This is a genomic window from Cellulosimicrobium sp. 72-3 (assembly GCF_013127315.1).
Classification (GTDB): domain Bacteria; phylum Actinomycetota; class Actinomycetes; order Actinomycetales; family Cellulomonadaceae; genus Cellulosimicrobium; species Cellulosimicrobium funkei.
In genome coordinates this window covers 4,077,983-4,097,245 of record NZ_CP053419.1, presented here as the reverse complement: position 1 = coordinate 4,097,245, position 19,263 = coordinate 4,077,983, and the positions used below count along the sequence as shown (strand labels likewise).

The following is a 19,263-nucleotide window of genomic DNA, read 5'->3' as shown; positions in this document are numbered from 1 at the left end:
CAGCGGGCGCTCGGCGCGGGGCACGGGCTGCCAGGCTCACACCCGCCAGTGTGCGCCGGGGCCGCGGCGGGCGCGCGACGCGTCCCCCTAGCGGGACCCGACCGGGCGCTCCCGGCCGGGCTCCGGCAGGTCGTCGGCCGGGGCGGGCGCCGCCGGGCGCGGCAGCGGCCGGACCTGGCCCGCGACCGCGAGGGACAGCACGGTGGCGGCGCAGATCACGAGCAGCGCGTGGCGGGCCCCGACGCCGTCGACCAGCAGACCGAGCAGCGGGGGAGCGCTGAGCATCGCGACCGTGGAGAACGACGTCGCGACCGCGACGCGGGGTGCGGCGTGCGCGGGGTCGTCGGACGCCGCGGCGATCGCGACGGGGTTCGCGAGCGCCGCACCGCAGCCCCACAGGACGATGCCGACCCAGGCGAGCGGCAGCGTGGGCGCGAGGCCGAACACGAGGAGCCCGACGAGCGCGGAGGCGCCCGACGCCCGGAGCACCGCGACGCGACCGAACCGGTCGATGAGCCCGGTGCCGGCGAACCGGAACACCGTCATCGCGCCGACGAACGTCCCGTACGCCACCGCGCCGAGCGCCTCGCGCACGTCGAACCCGTCGACCACGGCGATGGACAGCCAGTTGCCCGCCGAGCCCTCCGAGAGCGACGACGCGAGCAGCACGAGCCCGATGAGGAGGGTGCGCGGCTCGCGCCACGCGGCGAGCGCCGCCCGGACGCCCGCGCCGCGCCGGGGTGCGGGGGCGCCGTCGGCCGCCGTCGTGCGCGCCGCGGCACGCTCGGGCGCGATCGCCGTCGCGGGCGCGATGAGGAGCGCACGGGCCGCCGTGACGACGAGCGTGACGACGACGACCTGCGTGGCGATGCCCACGTGCGCCCACGAGAACGCGGCGGCGATGAGCGCCCCGCACGCCGCCCCGATGGAGAAGGCCGCGTGGAAGTGGGGGAGGATCGCGCGTCCGACGTGCTGCTCCACCGACGCCGCGCAGATGTTGATGGGGACGTTGGTCAGCGCGCCGCACATGCCGTTGAGGAACGCGCCCGCCGCGAACACGCCGACGCTGCCGGTCGCCGTGCCGAGCGCGACGAGGCCGAACCCGACGACGTTCGCGGACGTCGCGACGACGAGCGTCGTACGGCTGCCGAAGCGCGCGACGACCGCGCCCGTCACGACGACGGCCGTGAGGGTGCCGACCCCGCCCACGACGAGCAGCGCGCCGAGCTGGCCCGAGCTCAGCCCGAGCGCCTCGCGCACCGACGGCAGGCGGCTCATCCACGACGTGCCGATGACGCCGAACAGCGCGAACTGCACCATGAGCGCCCACCGCGCGCGCGAGACCACGGCGCGGTCCGTCAGGGCGCGCGCCGTCCCGGAAACCGGAGGGTTTGTTGACACTTGCCCGAGTCTACGGAGCGAGCGGGCCCCCGGGCCTCCGTTTTCCGCGGCGGCGACCCGTCAGAGGCGGACGGTCCCCGCGACGCACGTGACGCTCGACCCGCCGACCCAGACGGTCCCGGCGCCGTCGCGCTCGACGTGCACGCGCCCCGCCCGGCCGAGCGCGGCGCCCTGGGCGGCGACGTAGCGCCCGGGGAAGCGCCCGTCGCGCGTGAGCCACTGCCCGACGACGGCGTTGAGGCTCCCGGTGACCGGGTCCTCGGGGATGCCCATGGCGAGCGCGAACCCGCGCACCTCGACGGCGGTGCCGTCGGGGCCGCCGTCGTCCCCGTGCAGGCCGGCGACGCCCACCAAGAGGTCGGGGCGCTCCGCGCGCAGCCGGGTCCAGTCGGGCGTCAGCCCCGCGACGCGCGCGGCGGAGTCGAGCAGGACGACGCGCCAGCCCGGCCCGTTGTCGAGCACGCGGTGGTCGAGCACGGCCTCGTCGGGGACGCGGAGCGCGGCGACGATCGCCGCGAGGTCGTCGGCCGGGACCGGCTCGTCGGCGAGCAGCGCGGGCGCGGCGAACGCGAGCCGCTCCGTGCCCTCCTCGCGCCGGATCGTCACGAGCCCGACGCCGCACTCCTGCACGACGACGTCCCCCGCGCGCGGGCTGCCGCCCGACTCGAGCCACGCGTGGCACGACCCGAGCGTCGGGTGGCCCGCGAACGGCAGCTCGCCCGCCGGGGTGAAGATCCGCAGGCGGTAGTCGGCTCCGCCCGCTGCGCCGTCGGGCGTGGGCGGCAGGAGGAACGTCGTCTCGGAGAGGTTGGTCCAGCGCGCGAAGGCGGCCATCTGCTCGTCCGTGAGGTCGACGGCGTCGAGCACGACCGCGACGGGGTTCCCGAGGGTCGGCGTGCGGGTGAAGACGTCGACCTGGGCGAACGGGCGGGACGCGGTCCGGTCGGCGATGTCGCCGTGGCGTGCGGTCATGCCGTGAGCGTACGTCCCCGCTGGTGGGACCACTTTTGTCGACGGCGAGACGGAAGTTGTAGACACATCGATAGAACGAGGGCTAGCCTGTCCAGCGTTGTCATCGACGGAGCCAGGCAGGGGTTACGCTCCGTGGACTCGTAGTCCGACCGAGTAAGGAGCAACGATGCTCGAACGCACCAGCCTGCCGGTGTCCCGCCGGATCAGGTACCGACGCGGCGCGGCCGCCCTCACCCTCGGCGCCCTGGTCGTCGCGGGCTGGGCCGTCCCCGCCGCGGCAGAGCTCCCCGAGCAGGAGCCCGGCGTCACGCTGCGGACCTTCCAGCTCGCGCAGAACCCCGGCGGGGTCTGCACCTTGAAGTCCGGGCAGACGCCCAACGTCGACAAGCTCATGCCGACCATCGACTGGTCCACGGCCGAGCAGTTCGGCGCCGAGGACAACTTCATCTCGCAGGTGAGCGCGAACCTGCACGTCCCCGCGGACGGCCAGTACCAGTTCCGCGTGACCAACGACGACGGCGCGCTCGTCTACATCGACGGCCAGCTCGTCCTCGAGAACGACGGCCCCAACGACTCGACCTCCGTCGAGGGCAGCGCGACGCTCACCGCGGGCGTGCACGACCTGCGGGTCGACTACTACGAGGGCAGCGACAAGCAGCGCCTCACGCTCGCGTGGAAGACGCCGGGCAGCTCCTCCTTCCAGGTGATCCCGACCTCGGCGCTCAGCACCGAGGCCGGCGTCGTGCGCGTGACCGCGCCCGGCTACAAGTACTGCGAGGGCGCGACCGACACGGCCGGCGACGGCCTGCGGCTCGACTCCGTCAACCCCAACTACGAGCTCGTCGACCTGCGCCCCGCGGGCTTCGAGCCCAAGGTCTCCGGCCTGGCGTTCACGCCGGACGAGCAGCTGGCCGTCGTGACGACGGGCGAGGTCAGCTCCGGCGGCTGGCGCCCCGACCCGGTGTCCGGCGAGGTCTACTTCCTCGACGGCGTCACCACGGCCGACGGCCCCGAGGACGTCACGGCGACGCTCGTCGCGGACGAGCTGCTCAACCCGATGGGCATCGAGGTCGTCGAGGACTCGATCTTCGTCTCGGAGCGGTACCAGCTCACGCAGCTCACCGACCCCGACGGCGACGGCTTCTACGACACGCACACGAAGATCGCGGAGTGGCCCGACGGCGGCAACTTCCACGAGTTCGCGTTCGGCCTGATCCACGACGAGGACTACTTCTACGTCAACCTCTCCGTGGCCATCAACAACGGCGGCGCCACGACGAACCCGCAGCCCGCGGCCAACCGCGGCACGTCGATCAAGATCGACCGCGAGACGGGCGAGGTGAGCTACGTCGCGGGCGGCCTCCGCACGCCGAACGGCATCGGCTTCGGCCCCGAGGGCGAGATCTTCGCGACGGACAACCAGGGCGCCTGGCTGCCGTCGAACAAGCTCATCCACATCCAGCAGGACAAGTTCTACAACCACTACACGAACCCGGCCGGGCCGTTCGACTCGAACCCCGTCGCCCCGCCGGCCGTGTGGCTGCCGCAGAACGAGATCGCCAACTCCCCGGGCAACCCGATCCTCGTCGAGGACGGCGAGTTCGCGGGCCAGATGCTGCTCGGCGACGTCACGTACGGCGGCATCCAGCGCGCGTTCCTCGAGAAGGTCGACGGCGAGTTCCAGGGTGCGGTCTTCCGCCACACCGCGGGCCTCGAGGTCGGCGTGAACCGCGTCATCTACGGCCCCGACGGCGCGCTCTACGCCGGCGGCACCGGTGAGGGCGGCAACTGGGGCGAGTCCGGCAAGCTCCGGTTCGGCCTCCAGAAGCTCGTCCCCGTCAACGAGGACTCCTTCGACATGAAGGAGATGCGCGTGGTCGAGGGCGGCTTCGAGATCGAGTACACCGACCCGGTCTCCGACGAGGTCGTCGAGAACCTCGCCGACGCGTACCAGATCAAGCAGTGGCGCTACGTGCCGACGCAGCAGTACGGCGGCCCGAAGGTCGACGAGCAGCCGCTCTTCGTCACGGACGCCCAGGTGTCCGAGGACCGCACGACCGTCACGCTGAAGATCGACGGTCTCAAGCCCGGCCACGTCGTCTACGTCCGGTCCCCGCGCCCGTTCGCCTCGGCCGACGGCGCGGAGCTCCTCAGCACCGAGGCCTGGTACACGCTCAACTCGCTGCCCGGCTACGTCGCCCCGGCCGACCGTGGCTGGTACGAGGCGGAGCTGGCCCAGCCCCTCGGCGGCTCGAGCATCGGCTCGGACCACAGCAACTACTCCGGCTCCGGCTTCGCCGCGGGCATGACGAGCGTCGGCTCCGGCCGCACGTTCTCCGTGACCGTCCCCGAGGCGGGCACCTACCCGGTGAACGTGCGCTACGCCAACGGCATCCACCCGTACACCGAGCTGCGGTCCAAGAACGTCTCGCTCCACGTGAACGGCCAGGACCTCGGCCAGTGGAACTTCCCGACCACGGGGAGCTGGAAGGACTGGGGCGTGCAGACGCGCGACCTCGAGCTCCAGGCCGGCACGAACACCATCACGCTCGCGTACGAGACGGGCGACCAGGGCAACATCAACATCGACGTGCTCTCGATCGGCGAGAACCCGGACATCTGCACCCCGGGCGAGGTCGAGGACGGCTACACCGCCCTCTTCGACGGCACCCTCGCGAGCCTCCAGGAGGGCTGGCGCATGGCCGGTCCGGGTGGCTTCGGCCGCCAGGAGGACTGCTCGATCCAGGGCGCGGGCGGCATGGGCCTGCTCTGGTACAACCAGGAGCTCGGTGACAGCTACAGCCTGAAGCTCGACTGGAAGCTCCTCAAGGACGACAACGGCGGCGTGTTCGTCGGGTTCCCGAACCCGGGCGACGACCCGTGGGTGGCCGTCAACAAGGGCTACGAGATCCAGATCGACGCGACCGACGCCGCCGACCGCACCACGGGTGCCATCTACACGTTCCAGGGTGCCGACGCCGCGGCCGTCGAGGCCTCGCTCAAGCCGGTCGGCCAGTGGAACGCGTACGACATCCGCGTCGAGGGCGACCGCATCCGGGTCTACCTCAACGACGTGCTGGTCAACGACTTCACGAGCAGCGACCCGGCCCGCCTGGTCAACAGCTTCGTGGGGATCCAGAACCACGGCAACGGCGAGATGGTCAACTACCGGAACATCCGGTTCAAGGAGCTGACCGACGAGCCCGTCGAGGAGCTCGCGATCTCGACGACGGTCCAGACCCGCTGCCTCGCGGGCAAGGTCTACGTCGCGGTCCGTGCCACGAACGACGACACGGTGCCGGCGGACGTCACGCTCACGACGCCGTTCGGGACGAAGACGGTGACCGGCGTCCAGCCGGGTGCCTCCGCGTACCAGTCGTTCGCGACGCGTGCCACGTCGGTCGAGGCCGGCGTCGCGCAGGTCTCCGCGACCGGTGACGGCCGGACGTTCGAGGCGGACGCCGCCTACGAGGCCGTCAGCTGCGGCTGAGCCGATGACCCGGGGCGGGCGGCGTGAGCCGTCCGCCCCGGGTCGCACCGGGCGGGGGCGGCGGCACGAGCCGCCCCCGCCCGACCCGTCTCGTCCGGCGCCCGGCAGGGCGTCCCCGCAGGGCGGAGCGCGGTCCGACGGCGCTCCCACCCTCGCGTAGGGTGCTCACGTCCGCGCGCTGCCGCACGGACGCACCGCACGAACGTCGTGGGCGAGCCGGCCGAGGCCGACCCCACGACTCCCCGACGAGTTCCCGACGAGGGGAGCACCCATGACGCTCGGACGCCTCCTGCACCGGACCGGACGGTTCGCCGCCCGCCGCCGGGGCGTGGTCCTCGCCGTCTGGGCCGTCCTCCTCGTCGCGGGCGCCGTGCTCGGCGGGGCGGTCTTCGACAAGACCTCCGACGTCGACCCCGCCCCGCCGGGCAGCGCGTCCGCCCTCGCGGCGGAACGCCTCGAGGAGCTCGCCCCCGAGGGCGAGACCGTCGTCGCGGTGCTGTCCGGCCGCGACCACTTCTCCGCCGACCTCATCGCCCAGGCGAGCGAGGTCATGCACGGCATCCGCGCGATGCCCGGCGTCGTGGAGCTCTCCGACGCCTACACCGGCGGCGGGCTCATCGCCGACGACGCGCAGGGCTCGCTCGTCGTCGTCGAGCTCGACCCCGCGCTGTCCGACGACGAGGCGCTCGCCCTCGCGCACCGCGTCGCCGACGCGCTGCACAGCGTCGACACCCCCGGGGTGCTCGTGGGCGGCGCGCTGCTCGCGGAGGAGGCGTTCGTCGAGCAGGCCATCACCGACGCCGCGGTGGGCGAGGGGATCGCGATCGCGGTGCTCCTCGTCGTGCTCGTCGTCGTCCTCGGCGGCCTGCGGGCCGGCCTGGTCCCGCTGCTCTCCGCGCTCGCCGCGATCGCGGTCGCGCTGCTCGTGCTCAGCGGGCTGCTCGGCGTCGTGCCCGTCAACGAGTTCGCCGTGAACGTCGTGACGCTGCTCGGCCTCGGCCTCACGGTCGACTACTCGCTGCTCGTGCTCGCGCGCTTCCGGGAGGAGCGCGCCGCGTCCCCGGGCCTCCCGCTCGACGAGCTCGTCGGGCGCACGCTGGCGACCGCCGGCCGCGCCGTGCTCGCCTCCGGCCTCGCCGTCGCGATCTCGCTCGCCGGGCTCCTCCTGCTCGGCGACTCCCTGCTCTCCGGCATGGCGGTGGGCGGCGCGATCGTGGTGCTCGTCGCGACCGCCGCCGGGCTCACGCTCGTCCCCGCGCTCGTCGCCACGTGGCACCGCGCGATCCCCGCGCCGGGCGCCCGCACCTGGTCCCACCCGTGGACGGGCCGCGGCGGCGCCGGCACGCTGGGCCGGCTCGCGCGCACCGCGCAGCGCCACGCCGTGCTCGTCACGCTCGGCGCGACGGCGCTCCTGCTCGCCCTCGCCGCGCCCCTCGGCTCGCTCACGCTCGGCAGCTCGGAGGTCCGCTCGCTGCCCGCCGACGCCGAGGCGCGCCTCGCCGCCGACGCCACCACCTCCCGCTTCGCCGACCTCGGCGTCGCGCCCGTCACCGTGCTCGTGGAGGGCCCGGTCGACGACCCGGCGGTGCCCGACCTCCTCGACCGGGCCGCCGCCCTGCCCGGTGTCGAGGACGCCATGCAGGACACCGGCTACCCGCCCGAGGTCACCGTCGTCGACCTCACGCCCGACGTCGGCCCGGGCGGTGACGCGACGGCCCAGGAGGCGCAGGACCTCGTGCACGCCGTGCGCGCCCTCGACACCGACCTCGAGGTGCTGGTCGCCGGACCGGCCGCCGAGGTCGTCGACACCCAGGAGCACCTCGCGCAGCGGCTCCCGCTCGCCGCCGGGGTCGTGGTGCTCGCGACCTTCGTGCTGCTCTTCCTGCTCACCGGCTCGCTCGTCGTGCCGCTCAAGGCCCTCGTGCTCAACCTCCTCACGCTCGCGGCGACGCTCGGCGTCCTCGTCTCCGTGTTCCAGCACGGCGTCGGCGCCTCGCTCCTCGGGTTCGAGCCGTGGGGCGCGCTCGACGTCACGACGCCCCTGCTCGTCGGCATGCTCGTGTTCGGCCTGTCCACCGACTACGAGGTCTTCCTGCTGTCCCGCACCGCGGAGGAGTGGCGCGCCCGCACGCCCGGCGAGGACCCGCGCGTCGCGAACGACCGGGCCGTGCTCCGCGGCATCACCGCGTCCGGCCCGGTCGTCACGACGGCGGCCGTCGCCATCGGCATCGTGTTCCTCGGCTTCGCGGCGGGCGAGCTCGTCGCGATGAAGGAGGTCGGCGTCGGCATGGCCGTCGCCGTGCTCCTCGATGTCACCGTCGTGCGCGGGCTGCTGCTGCCCGCGACGATGACGCTCCTGGGCCGGTGGAACTGGTGGCCCTCCTGGCGCGGGGGAGAACCCGGGTCCGCCGACGTAGAGCCCGGGTCCGCCGAGGGAGACCCCGGGTCCGCCGAGGGAGAGCCTGGGTCCGCCGAGGTAGAGCCGCGGTCGGTCACACGTCGCGCATGACCTCGGTGACGAAGCGCGCGGAGCGCTCGCGGAGGCCGTCGACGCGGAGCTCGACGAACAGCTCGCGCATCGACTCGTCGTCGCCCATCTCGGTGCGGGTCGGGGCCCGGCGGACGTTCTGCGAGCAGAGGAACTGCGTGCAGATGAGGGTGCCGACGGTGTTGCCGCGGCGCCCGGCGGCCCCGGCGCGGCGCGCCACGTAGAGGCTGACGTCGTCCGTCACGACGACGTCCTCGCACCACGCGCACACCGCACGCTTGCGCCGTCCGCCCGTCTTGGCGTCGGTCGAGCGCAGCAGGACGCCGCGCGGCTCGTCGTCGACCTCCACGACGGCGTACGCGAGGAGCGGGGCCTTGCGGTCGCGCCACCCGAGGTAGTCGAGGCGGTCCCAGTCGAGCGTGTCGAGGTCGGGGAGGGTCGCCTGCGCGGCCTCGCGCTTGGACGCGTTGACGAACGACGCGCGGATCTGCTTCTCGGTCAGGGGGTTCATGGGTTCGCTGCTTCCGTGTCAGGACGGTCCGCGGCCCGGCGGGCGTGCACGACGACGCGTGCTCGCCCGGGCGCACGACGGCGCCGCCGGGGGCGGGGAGGACGGCGTGCCCGCAGCCGTCGCGTCGTGACCGGCGCGGCCGCGACGACGGGGTCGTCGGACGGCGGTGCGCCCCGGAGCGAGGCGGGCGTCGGGGACTACGGCCCGCGGCCCGGTGGTCTCAGCGGGTGACGGTGCGGGGGGAGAGGGCGCCCGAGCAGGCCGCCATGGCCACCTCGCAGCCTGCGGTGCCGTGCATCCGCGTCTCCTCGTCCCGTGCGGCGCGCCGGCGGCGCGATCCTGACTCGTGGTCGTGCCCATCCGGCACGACGGACGGCTGCCCTCGGCAACCGTCACCCTCGATGGTGCGCCTCGGCCCCCGCCGTCGTCAACGTGATTGCCGCCCGGGCCGCCACGCACCCCGCTCGACGGCCGACGCCGTCCCTCAGGACGTGGCCCAGACGCCCAGCTCGTTGCCGCTCGGGTCGAGGAAGTGGAACCGGCGGCCGCCGGGGAACTCGTACGGGCCCTCGACCACCTCGCCGCCCGCGTCCCGCACGGCGGCGAGCGTCGCGTCGAGGTTCTCGGAGAACAGCAGGACGAACGGACCGCCGCGGGTCACGTCGCCCGACTCGGCCAGACGCAGACCGCCGGCCTCGTCCGCGCCGGACTCCGCCGCCGTGCGGATCCCGGCGTACCCGGGGCCGTAGGGGACGAACTCCCAGCCGAAGGCCGCGCCGTAGAACGCCTGCGCGGCGGCGAGCTCGGTCACGGGGAGCTCGACGTAGTCGATGGAGTGGTGGATGCCGTGCGCGTGGTTGCTCATGCGCCCATCGTGACGTGGGCCACCCACGGGCCACCCGCGGGCCGCCCGCCGGCACCACCGCGGCGGGTGCTTCCCCGGTGACCTTCGGCCCCGCCCGGGTGACGAAGTGCCGGGCCCGGCGAGCGGGTCGCCCGGCCAGACTCGGGGGTTCCGCCGTCCGCCGTCCGGGAGGAACTCCGTGCCCGTCGCCCTGCCGTCCCCGTCCGAGACCGCCGCACCCGCCGGGGAGCGGCTGGTGTCCGTGGAGGTGGTGGTGCCGTCCGGGGTGTTCTGGGCGGGGGAGGCGCGGAGCGTGACGGTCCCGGCGGCGTCGGGCACGCTGGGCATCCTGCCGCGGCACCAGCCGGTCGCGGCGTCGCTCATGGCGGGCCGGGTGCGTCTGCGCACCCCGGACCGCCCGACGGCCGAGCTGCGGATCGGGGGCGGGTTCCTCGTCGTCGACCAGGACGAGGTGACGATCCTCGCCGACGACGCGACATGGGTGCGCGCTCGGTAGCCCGCTACGCGGGGTCGGTCGTCGTCCCGAGCTGCACGACGACGACCCGGTGCCCGTCGGGGTCGTGGACGTGCGCGAACCGGTCGCCGGTCTCGGCGTCGGCGTCGGGCCCGACGAACGGCTCGACCCCGGCCGCGGCGAGGCGTGCGAGGGTCGCGTCGAGGTCGTCGACGTAGAGCACGAGGTTGGGCAGGCCGTGGCGCACGAGCGGGGCGCCGCCCTCGGGGAGCGGCACGAGCCACAGGCCGGGCTCGTCGACGCGTCCGGGGCCGACGTGGAGCAGGGGGAACCCCTCGGTCTCTCCCTGGAACAACGTGCGGAAGCCGAACCCGTCGGCCCAGAACGCGGCGCTCGCGTCGAGGTCGCGGCAGAGCAGGACCGTGCGCCCGATCGTCGTCGTCATGCGACGAGCCTAGGGCGCACCGCCGACGCTGCGCCGCGTGGGGCCGGCCTCCCGGGGCGCGCCCGCGCCGTCGGGCATACCGTGGACGGCATGGCGACCGACGGCGGCATCCGCAGGACGATCAGCGACCTCGTGGCGCAGGAGCGCGAGCTCCGCGAGCAGCTCGCGCAGGGTGAGATCACCGGGGGCGAGGAGCACGAGCGGCTCCGCGCGATCGAGGTCGAGCTCGACCAGTGCTGGGACCTGCTGCGCCAGCGTGGCGCCGCCCGGGAGTTCGGCGGCGACCCCGATGCGGCGGCGGTGCGAGACCCCGGTACGGTGGAGAACTACCTGGACTGATCGCCGACGGCGACGTCCGGCTCCCGTTCCGACCTCAGAAGGAGAACCCCATGACCACGTCCAGCGAGCAGGCGGCGCACAGCCCCCTCCCCACCGGGACCGAAGGGCGCGACATCCCCGGTCACGCGGGCGCGGTCGCACGGTTCGTCGTGGCGTTCGCGCTGTTCGTCGGCGGGCTCGTGCTCATGGGGTCGGGCATGTCCGGCGTCGACGGCGGTGTGTGGCTCTTCGTGGGCGGCCTCGCGGCGGCGACGCTCGCCTTCGCCCTCCCGATGGCGGGCACGGGCACGACCGAGCGCTGACACCCTCGACACGGAGGCCGGGTCCTGACGGGACCCGGCCTCCGGCGTCTCCGGGGTCAGCCGAGCGTGGCCCGGACGGCCTTCGCCGCGGTGACGAGGTGCTCGAGCGACGGCACGGTCTCCTCGTAGCGGCGGGTCTTCAGGCCGCAGTCGGGGTTGACCCAGACGACGCGCGGGTCGATCGACTTCACGGCGAGCTCCAGCAGCTCGGTGACCTCCTCCGTCGAGGGCACGCGCGGGCTGTGGATGTCGTAGACGCCCGGCCCGATGCCGCGCGAGTACCCGGCGTCGCGCAGCTCCGGCACGATCTCCATGCGCGAGCGCGCCGCCTCGACCGACGTCACGTCGGCGTCGAGGCCGTCGATCGCGCCGATGACCTCGCCGAACTCCGAGTAGCACAGGTGCGTGTGGATCTGCGTCGCCGCCTCCACGCCCGACGTCGCGAGCCGGAACGACCCGACGGACCAGTCGAGGTACGCCGGCTGGTCCGCGCGGCGCAGCGGCAGGAGCTCGCGCAGCGCGGGCTCGTCGACCTGGACGATCCCGATGCCGGCGGCCTCGAGGTCCGCGATCTCGTCGCGCAGCGCGAGGCCCACCTGGTTCGCCGTGTCGCCGAGAGGCTGGTCGTCGCGCACGAACGACCACGCGAGGATCGTCACGGGCCCGGTGAGCATGCCCTTGACGGGCTTCTCGGTGAGCGACGCCGTGTACGCGGACCACTCGACCGTGATCGGCGCGGGCCGCGTCACGTCGCCCCACAGGATCGGCGGGCGCACGCAGCGCGACCCGTACGACTGCACCCAGCCGTTCGCCGTGACCGCGAACCCGTCGAGGTGCTCCGCGAAGTACTGCACCATGTCGTTGCGCTCGGGCTCGCCGTGCACGAGGACGTCGAGGCCCAGCTCCTCCTGGATCGCGACGACGCGCGCGATCTCCTCACGCATCGCGGTCGTGTAGTCCGCGTCCGACAGCTCGCCCTTCGTCCACAGCGCGCGGGCGCGGCGGATCTCCGGCGTCTGCGGGAACGAGCCGATCGTCGTCGTGGGCAGCGGCGGCAGGTTCAGGCGCTCCTGCTGCGCGGCCGCACGCTCGGCGTAGTCACCGCGCGCGAAGTCCGCGTCGGTCAGCGCGGCCGCACGCTCGCGCACCGCGGGCACGACGACGCCGCTCGCCTCCGCGCGCGACGCCACCGCCGCGCGGGACGCCTCGATCTCCTCCGCGACGGCGTCGCGACCCTCGGTCAGCGCGCGGGCGAGCGTCGCGACCTCGCCGACCTTCTGGTCCGCGAACGCGAGCCAGTCGCGCAGGCGCGGGTCGAGCGTCGTGCCCGACGCCGTGCCGGGCTCGGCGAACGTCTCGTCCTCGACGTCGTGCGGCACGTGCAGCAGCGACGTCGACGTGCCGACGGCGACCGCGCCCGCACCGAGGCTGCGCGCGGCGGTCAGCGTGTCGAGCTTTGCCGAGAGGTCGGCGCGCCACACGTTGTGCCCGTCGATCGCGCCGACGACGAGCGTCTTCGTCAGGAGGTCGTCGTAGGGCGAGTCCGGAAGGTCCGCACGGACGGCGTCGATCGCGATCGCTTCGACGTCCGTGCCCGCGAGGGTCGCCAGGAAGTCGAAGGTCGCGCCGTCGCCGTCCGGCGACGTCTCCAGCCCGCCGAACGGCGTGGCGACGAGGATCGCGGGCCGCGCGTCCTGCGCCGAACCAGGGGTTGCCGCCGGGTTTGCGGACGAGGCCGCCGAAGACCCCGGGCTCGGCACCGGGCGGAGGTCGGTCGCGAGGGCGCGGTACGCGGACCCCACGGCGGCGGCGAGCTCGGTGAACGGCACGTCGACCGAGTCGGTGACGAGGATCGGCTCGTCGAGCTGGACCCACGGCGCCCCCGCCGCGGCGAGCGCGCGCAGCAGGTCGGCGTAGGCGGCGACGACGTCGTCGAGGCGGTCGAGCGGCGAGTACCCGGCGGGCGCGTCGTCCGCGGCCTTGGACAGCGCGAGGAACGTGACCGGCCCGACGACGACGGGCCGCGTCACGACACCGGCCTCCTTCGCCTCGACGAACTCGCGCACGACGCGGTCGTCGACGAAGCGGATCGGGGTGTCCGGGCCGATCTCGGGGACCAGGTAGTGGTAGTTCGTGTCGAACCACTTGGTCATCTCGAGCGGGGCGTCGTCCCCCTGGCCGCGCGCCACGGTGAAGTAGCCCGCGAGGTCGAGGCGGCCCGCGTCGTCGGTCAGCGACGCGAACCGCGACGGGACCGCCCCGAGGGAGGCGGCGACGTCGAGCACCTGGTCGTAGAAGGAGAACGAGCCGGGGACGGACGCGTCGTCGGCGCCGAGGCCGAGGTCGACGAGCCGGCGGACGGTCGCGAGGCGCAGCTCGCGGGCCGTGGCCTCGAGCTCCTCGGCCGAGGTCTTGCCGGCCCAGAACGCCTCGACGGCCTTCTTCAGCTCGCGGCGGCGACCGATGCGCGGGTAGCCGAGCACGGTGCCGGCGGGGAAACCGACCGGGTTCTGGGTAGGGGAGGGTACGGAAGTGGCCATGATCGAAACCTCTTGCTGGTCCGGAGGACCGGTCAGACGGGCGCGCCGTGCGTGGCGGCGCTCGTCGTGGGCAGGGAGGTGCCGGTGACCCACGGCCCGCTGGCCAGGTCCGGGACGAGCGGGGCGGCGGCGGCGCTGGCGCCGCCCCCGGTCCCGACCGACCCGCCGCCGAGGTGGACACCCTCGAGCAGGTCAAGAGCGGCGCGGTGCTTGTTGAACGTGTACACGTGCAGACCGGGCGTGCCCGCGTCGAGGACGCGCTGCGCGAGGTCGACCGAGTACGCGATCCCGTAGGCGTGCTGCGCCTCCGGGTCGGGCAGGGCGTCGAGCGCGTCCAGCAGGTGCTGGGGCGCGCGCACGCCCGTGAGCTCCTCGACGCGACGGAGCCGCGCGGGCTCCGTCGTGGGCAGCAGCCCGGCGAGGATGGGGATCGTCACGCCGGCCGCGCGGGCCTCGGCGACGAAGTCGGTGTACGACGACGCGTCGTAGAAGAGCTGCGTGATCGCGAAGCTCGCGCCGGCCTGCTGCTTCTGCCAGAGGCGGCGCACCTCCTGGGTGCGCGTCGTGCCGGCGGCGGGGTTCCCGTCGCAGAACGTCGCGACGGCGATCGTCAGCGGCCGGGCTGCGCCGCGCAGCGCGACGGCGGGGTCGGACGCGCAGCGCGACGCCTCGACCTCGCGCAGCAGCGCGACGAGCTCGGTCGACGACCGGACGCCGTCGGGCGCGGGCTGCCAGTCCGGCTGGTCGCGCGGCGGGTCGCCCCGCAGCGCGAGGAAGCTCCGCACGCCCTCGTCGAGGAAGTCGGTGATGACCGACTCCACGTCCTCGCGCGACGCCCCGACGCACGTGAGGTGTGCGATCGGCAGCACGGGCGTGCCCTGGAGCAGGCGTCCGACGACCTGGCGCGCGGTCGCGCGGTCGGTGCCCGCGGCGCCGTACGTCACGGACACGAAGTCGGGGTGCGTCGCGACGAGACGGCGTGCCGTCTCCCAGAACTTCGGGGCCGCGTCCGGTCGGCGCGGGGGCATGAGCTCGAACGACACCGTCGGCCGAGGACGGCCCGGACGGTGCGCGAAGGATGCCTCTGAGGTCATGCGTCACTCCATCGACCCTGGCGTTAGCACCTTTGTCCTCGGGAGGCTTCCGTCGGCGGGTTGCTGCGGTGTCGTCGAGCCAGGACTCTCGACCGCTCTGGATGGTTGGCACGATCCTACGACCCATCCGACATGCGGTCGAGAGCGCCCGCCAGGTGAGATGCGGAGGGATCGGCCGGAGGCGTAGCGGCGCCCCGCGCTACGGATCTCAGGCTCTCTACGCTACGAATTTCAGGTTTCCTACGCTACAGATTTCAGGTGCTCGAGCGAGGTCCCAGACACCGACCATGGCGACGGGTCGTCGTCGGCCTTGCAGGTCTCAGGCCCTCCGGCGCTCGGGCACGTGCAGGCGGCGGAGGAACCGGTCGGTGCGCAGCGGCGGCCCGCGCCGGTCGAGGAGCGACACGACGACGACGGTCGCCGTCGCGAGCGGGATGGTCCAGGCGGCGGGCTGGGCGAGCAGGGCGCGCACGACGCCAGGGACGCCGTCGGCCGTGCCGCCGGACGGGCTCCCGTACCCCGCGGCGACGAGCGCGGACGACGCGAGCAGCGCCGTCGCGCACAGGACGGCGCCCACGACCATGCCCGCCACCGCGCCGCGCGCGGTGAGGCCGCGCCACCACACGCCGAGCAGGATCACGGGGGACAGGGCCGACGCGGCGAAGACGAACACCGTCCCGACGCTCGTCACGAGGCCCTGCGGGATGGTGACGAGCGCGAACGCGAGCGGGATGAGCGTGCACGCGACCGCCGACCAGCGGAAGGACCGCACGGTGCCGCCGAACAGGTCCTGGCTCACGACGCCCGCCAGAGCGACCACGAGCCCCGACGACGTCCCGAGGAACGCGGCGAACGCCCCGGCGACGACGAGCGCGGCGAGGAGCTCGCCGCCGAGCCCGGGCACGAGGCGGGTCGGCAGCGTGAGGACGACGGTGTCCGCCACCCCGGGCGCCGCGAGGTCGGGCGCGACGACCCGCGCCACGAGCCCGAGCGTGCTCGACACCATGTAGAACACGCTGATCATGACGAGCACGACGACGGTCGTGCGGCGGGCCGAGCCGCCGTCGGGCGAGGTGTAGAAGCGCACGAGGACGTGCGGCAGGCCGGTCGTGCCGAGCAGGAGGGCGAGCAGGAGCGAGACGGTGGCGTACGCGTCGAGGCCGCCCGGCCCGGCCTCGTGGGGGAACACGGCGGCGGGGTCGAACGTGACGACGGCGCCGCCGGGCTCGAACGCCCCGCCGAGCGCCATGAGCACGAAGACGAGCGGCACCGCGAGCGCGGTGAGCTTGACCCAGAACTGGAACGCCTGGACGAACGTGATGGAGCGCATCCCGCCCGCGGCGACGACGGCGCTCACCACGACCGCGATCCCCACCGAGCCGACCCACGGCGGCACCGCGGCCACGCTCGTGATGACGAGCGCCGCCCCGTGGAGCTGCGGCACCACGTAGAGCCACCCGATGACGAGCACGAGCACGCTCGTCACGCGGCGCGCGACCACGGAGTCGAGCCGGGCGTGCACGAAGTCGGGGATCGTGTACGCGCCGCTGCGCCGCAGGGGGCCCGCGACGAACAGCAGGACGAGCAGGTAGCCCGCCGCGTACCCCACGGGGAACCAGAACGCCTCCGCGCCGGACAGCAGCACGAGGCCCGAGAGCCCGAGGAACGTGCCCGCGGACAGGTACTCGCCGCTGATCGCCGACGCGTTCCAGACCGGCCGCACGGTGCGCGACGCGACGAAGAAGTCGCTCGTGGTGCGCGAGATCCGCAGGCCGTAGAACCCGATGAGGCCGGTCGCGAGGAGGAGCAGCGCGATCGCGACGAGGGGCAGCGCGCTGGTCACGGCGCACCGCCGTCGTCGGGGCCGGGCTCGTCGGGCGCGCCCGTGCCCTCGGCGAGCGCGCGGTACCGGCGCTCGTTGCGCGCCGCCGCGACCGCGAACACGACCGCGAACGCGACGATCACCGGGTAGAAGCCGTACGCGTGCACGAGCCACGGCAGCGGCACGCCGAGCAGCACGACGTCGTCCAGCGCGGGCACGCCGCTCATCGTCACCGTGAGCAGCGTGACGACCGCGAGGAACGACGCCACGCACGCCAGCCCGAGCCGGAGCTGGGCCCGCACGAGCCCGCGCGTGTAGGCGGTCGCGGCGTCGTCCGGCTCACCGGTCCGTGTCGTGCCCGACGGCGCCCCGCCCTCCGGGCCGGCACCCTCGCCGCGGCCGGCGCGCGCCGCGGGGAGGTCGGTGGACCGGACGCGCACGCGCGCGTCCCGACGCGGGTCGGTGCCCGTCACGGCGCGCCCCGGTGCGGCCCGAGGAGCGCCTCGCGCACGGCGGGCACCATGCGGCGGCTCACCGGGACCTCGTGCCCGGCGACGACGAGCGCGGGCTGCGCCCCGCCGAACCGCGCCGCGGTCACGGCCGCGCGGTCCACGAGGTACGACCGGTGCACGCGCAGGAACCCCGCGGGCGCCCACCGCTCCTCGAGGTCGGAGAGCGGCTCGCGCACGAGGAACTGCTCGGTGTCCGTCACGAGCCGGGAGTAGTCGCCCTGCGCCTGCACCCACCGCACCGCGCTGCGCCGGACGAGCCGCGTCGTCGTGCCGACCGTCACGACGAGCGTCTCCTCGGCCGGGGCCGCACCGCCCGCCGGGTCGCCGGCAACCGGCGGTGGAGCGGCGGCGCTCGCGGACGGTGCCGCCGCGTCGGTCGCGGGGGTGCGCCCCGCCGCGGTGCGCTCCGCGACCCGTTCGACGACGCGGTCGACCGCGCGCGTGAGCCGCTCGCGCCGCACGGGCTTGAGCACGTAGTCGACGGCCTCGACGTCGAACGCCTCCAGCGCGCGCGCCTCGTCGGCGGTCACGAACACGACCGCCGGGCGGTCGGCGAACCGGGAGAGCGCGCGGGCGAGGTCGAGGCCGGTCAGCCCCGGCATGTGGATGTCGAGGAACGCCGCGTCCACCGTGCGCGACGAGAGCTCGCGCAGCGCCTCGGAGCCGCTCGCGACCCCGCGCACGGTGCGGACGCGCGGGTCGCGGCGGAGCAGGCCCACGAGCTCGTCGAGCACGGGCCGCTCGTCGTCGGCGACGAGCACGTCCAGCCCGACGGCGTCGCCCGCCCCGCCGGGGAGACCGCCGGCCGGAGCCGGGTCCGGGGTGGTCACGGCACGCTCACCTCCGTCTCGTGCAGCGGCTGCGACCGCGGGACGCGCAGCCGCACGAGCGTGCCCGAGCCGGGCGCGGTCTCGATGTCGAGCGCGTGGTCGTCGCCGTAGAGCTGGCGGACGCGCGTGTCGACGTTGCGCAGGCCCACGTGCGTCGTGTCGCGCGACGTGAGGAGCTCACGCACGACGGCCGGGTCCATGCCGACGCCGTCGTCCTCGACCGTGATCTCCGTCTGGGTGCCCTCGTCGCGCGCGGTGATGACGATCGTCCCGCCGTGCTCGCGCGGCTCCAGGCCGTGGCGCACGGCGTTCTCGACGAGGGGCTGCACGGAGAGGAAGGGGATGACGGCCGTCAGCGACTCCGGCGCGATCTGCAGGGTGACGGCGAGGCGCTCGCCGAACCGGGCGCGCTCGAGCTCGACGTAGGAGTGGATCGAGCGCAGCTCGTCGGCGAGGGTCGTGAAGTCGCCGCGCCCGCGGAACGAGTAGCGCGTGAAGTCGGCGAAGTCGAGCACGAGGTCGCGCGCCCGCTCGGGGTCGGTGCTGATGAACGACGCGATGGCACCGAGCGCGTTGTAGACGAAGTGCGGGCTGATCTGGGCGCGCAGCGCGCGGAGCTCGGCCTGCGCGAGCGCCGTGCGCGACGCCTCCAGCTCGGCGAGCTCGAGCTGCGCCGCGCACCACTGCGCCACCTCGCCCGTCGCGCGCACGAGCGGTGGCCGCACGGTGTCGGCGAACGCCACGACGACGCCGGCGACGCGCCCGCCCGCGACGACGGGCGCCCCGACGGCGTCCTCGACGTCGCCGCTCTCGACGTGGCGCCGTCCCGTCGCGAGGACGCGCTCGGCGACGCGCCGCGCGTCGGGCTCGAGCGTCGAGCTCCCGTCGAGGGCGACCGCGCCGTCCGCCGTGACGACGGCGAGCGCGTCGGCGCCGAGGAGCTGGCGCAGGGAGCGGGCCGCGCGGCCGACGTCGTCGCCGTCGAGCCCGTCGCGCAGGTGCGTCGCGGCGCGCGACGCTAGGTGGAGGGTGCGGAACGTCGCCCGGTCGGAGTCGCTCCCGAGCTCGCGCGACCCGCGCGCGAGCCGCCAGGCGAGCACGAGCCCGAGGGTGAGCAGGACGCCCACGACGAGACCGGCGGCGGCGCCGGCGAACACGGGCCCGGACATGCAGTGATCGTATCCAGCGCGGCGTCACC

16 protein-coding genes and 1 riboswitch are annotated in these 19,263 nt (G+C 74.6%); of the genes, 5 read left to right on the top strand and 11 right to left on the bottom strand.

Annotated features, from left to right (window positions below; all coding sequences use genetic code 11):
• Positions 1 to 87 precede the first annotated feature (87 nt).
• Both HKK73_RS18260 and HKK73_RS18255 read right to left on the bottom strand, forming a co-directional pair.
• Complete coding sequence (locus HKK73_RS18260; protein ID WP_171468580.1) at positions 88 to 1,401, bottom strand: sugar MFS transporter; 1,314 nt, start codon at positions 1,399 to 1,401, stop codon at positions 88 to 90.
• Positions 1,402 to 1,461: 60 nt separating this feature from the next.
• The gene (locus HKK73_RS18255; protein ID WP_171468579.1) at positions 1,462 to 2,373 is read right to left on the bottom strand and encodes a PhzF family phenazine biosynthesis protein; all 912 of its coding nucleotides are present in this window, start codon (positions 2,371 to 2,373) and stop codon (positions 1,462 to 1,464) included.
• A gap of 166 nt (positions 2,374 to 2,539) precedes the next feature.
• Between HKK73_RS18255 and HKK73_RS18250 the strand changes: the two genes are divergently transcribed.
• Together HKK73_RS18250 and HKK73_RS18245 are read left to right on the top strand one after the other, a co-directional pair.
• A complete protein-coding gene (locus tag HKK73_RS18250; protein WP_171468578.1) occupies positions 2,540 to 5,863 on the top strand; it encodes a family 16 glycoside hydrolase in 3,324 nt (1,107 codons plus the stop codon).
• 271 nt (positions 5,864 to 6,134) lie between these two features.
• Positions 6,135 to 8,372: an efflux RND transporter permease subunit gene (locus tag HKK73_RS18245; RefSeq protein ID WP_171468577.1), complete on the top strand. Its 2,238-nt coding sequence runs from the start codon at positions 6,135 to 6,137 to the stop codon at positions 8,370 to 8,372.
• Here HKK73_RS18245 and HKK73_RS18240 read toward each other — a convergent pair.
• Both HKK73_RS18240 and HKK73_RS18235 read right to left on the bottom strand, forming a co-directional pair.
• Positions 8,356 to 8,862, bottom strand: a complete 507-nt coding sequence (locus HKK73_RS18240) for an FBP domain-containing protein (RefSeq protein ID WP_021483431.1) — start codon at positions 8,860 to 8,862, stop codon at positions 8,356 to 8,358. The genes HKK73_RS18245 and HKK73_RS18240 overlap by 17 nt on opposite strands.
• Before the next feature lie 484 nt (positions 8,863 to 9,346).
• On the bottom strand, positions 9,347 to 9,727 hold the full coding sequence (locus HKK73_RS18235) for a VOC family protein (protein WP_171468576.1): 381 nt from the start codon (positions 9,725 to 9,727) through the stop codon (positions 9,347 to 9,349).
• Positions 9,728 to 9,905: 178 nt separating this feature from the next.
• Here HKK73_RS18235 and atpC point away from each other — a divergent pair, with 178 nt between their 5' ends.
• Positions 9,906 to 10,223, top strand: coding sequence for an ATP synthase F1 subunit epsilon (gene atpC / locus HKK73_RS18230; RefSeq protein ID WP_198163144.1), 318 nt, complete (start codon positions 9,906 to 9,908; stop codon positions 10,221 to 10,223).
• 4 nt (positions 10,224 to 10,227) lie between these two features.
• Here atpC and HKK73_RS18225 read toward each other — a convergent pair whose 3' ends face one another.
• Complete coding sequence (locus tag HKK73_RS18225) at positions 10,228 to 10,626, bottom strand: VOC family protein (RefSeq protein WP_051028203.1); 399 nt, start codon at positions 10,624 to 10,626, stop codon at positions 10,228 to 10,230.
• Between the two features lie 90 nt (positions 10,627 to 10,716).
• Between HKK73_RS18225 and HKK73_RS18220 the strand changes: the two genes are divergently transcribed.
• Together HKK73_RS18220 and HKK73_RS18215 are read left to right on the top strand one after the other, a co-directional pair.
• Positions 10,717 to 10,965: a DUF2630 family protein gene (locus HKK73_RS18220; protein ID WP_043655332.1), complete on the top strand. Its 249-nt coding sequence runs from the start codon at positions 10,717 to 10,719 to the stop codon at positions 10,963 to 10,965.
• A 50-nt stretch (positions 10,966 to 11,015) separates the two neighbouring features.
• The gene (locus tag HKK73_RS18215; protein ID WP_021483231.1) at positions 11,016 to 11,267 is read left to right on the top strand and encodes a hypothetical protein; all 252 of its coding nucleotides are present in this window, start codon (positions 11,016 to 11,018) and stop codon (positions 11,265 to 11,267) included.
• 56 nt (positions 11,268 to 11,323) lie between these two features.
• Here HKK73_RS18215 and metE read toward each other — a convergent pair whose 3' ends face one another.
• From metE to HKK73_RS18185, 6 genes are all read right to left on the bottom strand, one after another.
• Positions 11,324 to 13,807 carry a 5-methyltetrahydropteroyltriglutamate--homocysteine S-methyltransferase gene (gene metE, locus HKK73_RS18210; protein ID WP_171468575.1) on the bottom strand — a complete coding sequence of 828 codons (2,484 nt, stop codon included), beginning with the start codon at positions 13,805 to 13,807 and terminating at the stop codon, positions 11,324 to 11,326.
• A gap of 32 nt (positions 13,808 to 13,839) precedes the next feature.
• Entirely contained in the window at positions 13,840 to 14,901 is a 1,062-nt protein-coding gene (locus HKK73_RS18205) for a methylenetetrahydrofolate reductase (protein ID WP_043655337.1), read from the bottom strand.
• A gap of 5 nt (positions 14,902 to 14,906) precedes the next feature.
• A riboswitch (SAM riboswitch) is annotated at positions 14,907 to 15,009 on the bottom strand.
• A 211-nt stretch (positions 15,010 to 15,220) separates the two neighbouring features.
• On the bottom strand, positions 15,221 to 16,744 hold the full coding sequence (locus HKK73_RS18200) for a cation acetate symporter (protein WP_076404247.1): 1,524 nt from the start codon (positions 16,742 to 16,744) through the stop codon (positions 15,221 to 15,223).
• Positions 16,741 to 17,196, bottom strand: a complete 456-nt coding sequence (locus HKK73_RS18195) for a heavy metal transporter (protein ID WP_171468574.1) — start codon at positions 17,194 to 17,196, stop codon at positions 16,741 to 16,743. Before HKK73_RS18195 ends, HKK73_RS18200 begins: the two co-directional genes overlap by 4 nt.
• Positions 17,193 to 18,002 carry a LytTR family DNA-binding domain-containing protein gene (locus HKK73_RS18190; protein WP_253705975.1) on the bottom strand — a complete coding sequence of 270 codons (810 nt, stop codon included), beginning with the start codon at positions 18,000 to 18,002 and terminating at the stop codon, positions 17,193 to 17,195. Before HKK73_RS18190 ends, HKK73_RS18195 begins: the two co-directional genes overlap by 4 nt.
• 59 nt (positions 18,003 to 18,061) lie before the next feature.
• Complete coding sequence (locus HKK73_RS18185; RefSeq protein ID WP_034653820.1) at positions 18,062 to 19,234, bottom strand: sensor histidine kinase; 1,173 nt, start codon at positions 19,232 to 19,234, stop codon at positions 18,062 to 18,064.
• Positions 19,235 to 19,263: the final 29 nt, after the last annotated feature.

Excerpts from the sequence above, each read along its gene's own strand:
- HKK73_RS18245 (WP_171468577.1), top strand. The coding sequence starts at position 6,135 with ATGACGCTCGGACGCCTCCTGCACCGGACCGGACGGTTCGCCGCCCGC.
- metE (WP_171468575.1), bottom strand. The coding sequence starts at position 13,807 with ATGGCCACTTCCGTACCCTCCCCTACCCAGAACCCGGTCGGTTTCCCC.
- HKK73_RS18240 (WP_021483431.1), bottom strand. The coding sequence starts at position 8,862 with ATGAACCCCCTGACCGAGAAGCAGATCCGCGCGTCGTTCGTCAACGCG.
- HKK73_RS18235 (WP_171468576.1), bottom strand. The coding sequence starts at position 9,727 with ATGAGCAACCACGCGCACGGCATCCACCACTCCATCGACTACGTCGAG.
- HKK73_RS18205 (WP_043655337.1), bottom strand. The coding sequence starts at position 14,901 with ATGACCTCAGAGGCATCCTTCGCGCACCGTCCGGGCCGTCCTCGGCCG.
- HKK73_RS18255 (WP_171468579.1), bottom strand. The coding sequence starts at position 2,373 with ATGACCGCACGCCACGGCGACATCGCCGACCGGACCGCGTCCCGCCCG.
- HKK73_RS18185 (WP_034653820.1), bottom strand. The coding sequence starts at position 19,234 with ATGTCCGGGCCCGTGTTCGCCGGCGCCGCCGCCGGTCTCGTCGTGGGC.
- HKK73_RS18215 (WP_021483231.1), top strand. The coding sequence starts at position 11,016 with ATGACCACGTCCAGCGAGCAGGCGGCGCACAGCCCCCTCCCCACCGGG.
- HKK73_RS18220 (WP_043655332.1), top strand. The coding sequence starts at position 10,717 with ATGGCGACCGACGGCGGCATCCGCAGGACGATCAGCGACCTCGTGGCG.
- HKK73_RS18225 (WP_051028203.1), bottom strand. The coding sequence starts at position 10,626 with ATGACGACGACGATCGGGCGCACGGTCCTGCTCTGCCGCGACCTCGAC.
- HKK73_RS18250 (WP_171468578.1), top strand. The coding sequence starts at position 2,540 with ATGCTCGAACGCACCAGCCTGCCGGTGTCCCGCCGGATCAGGTACCGA.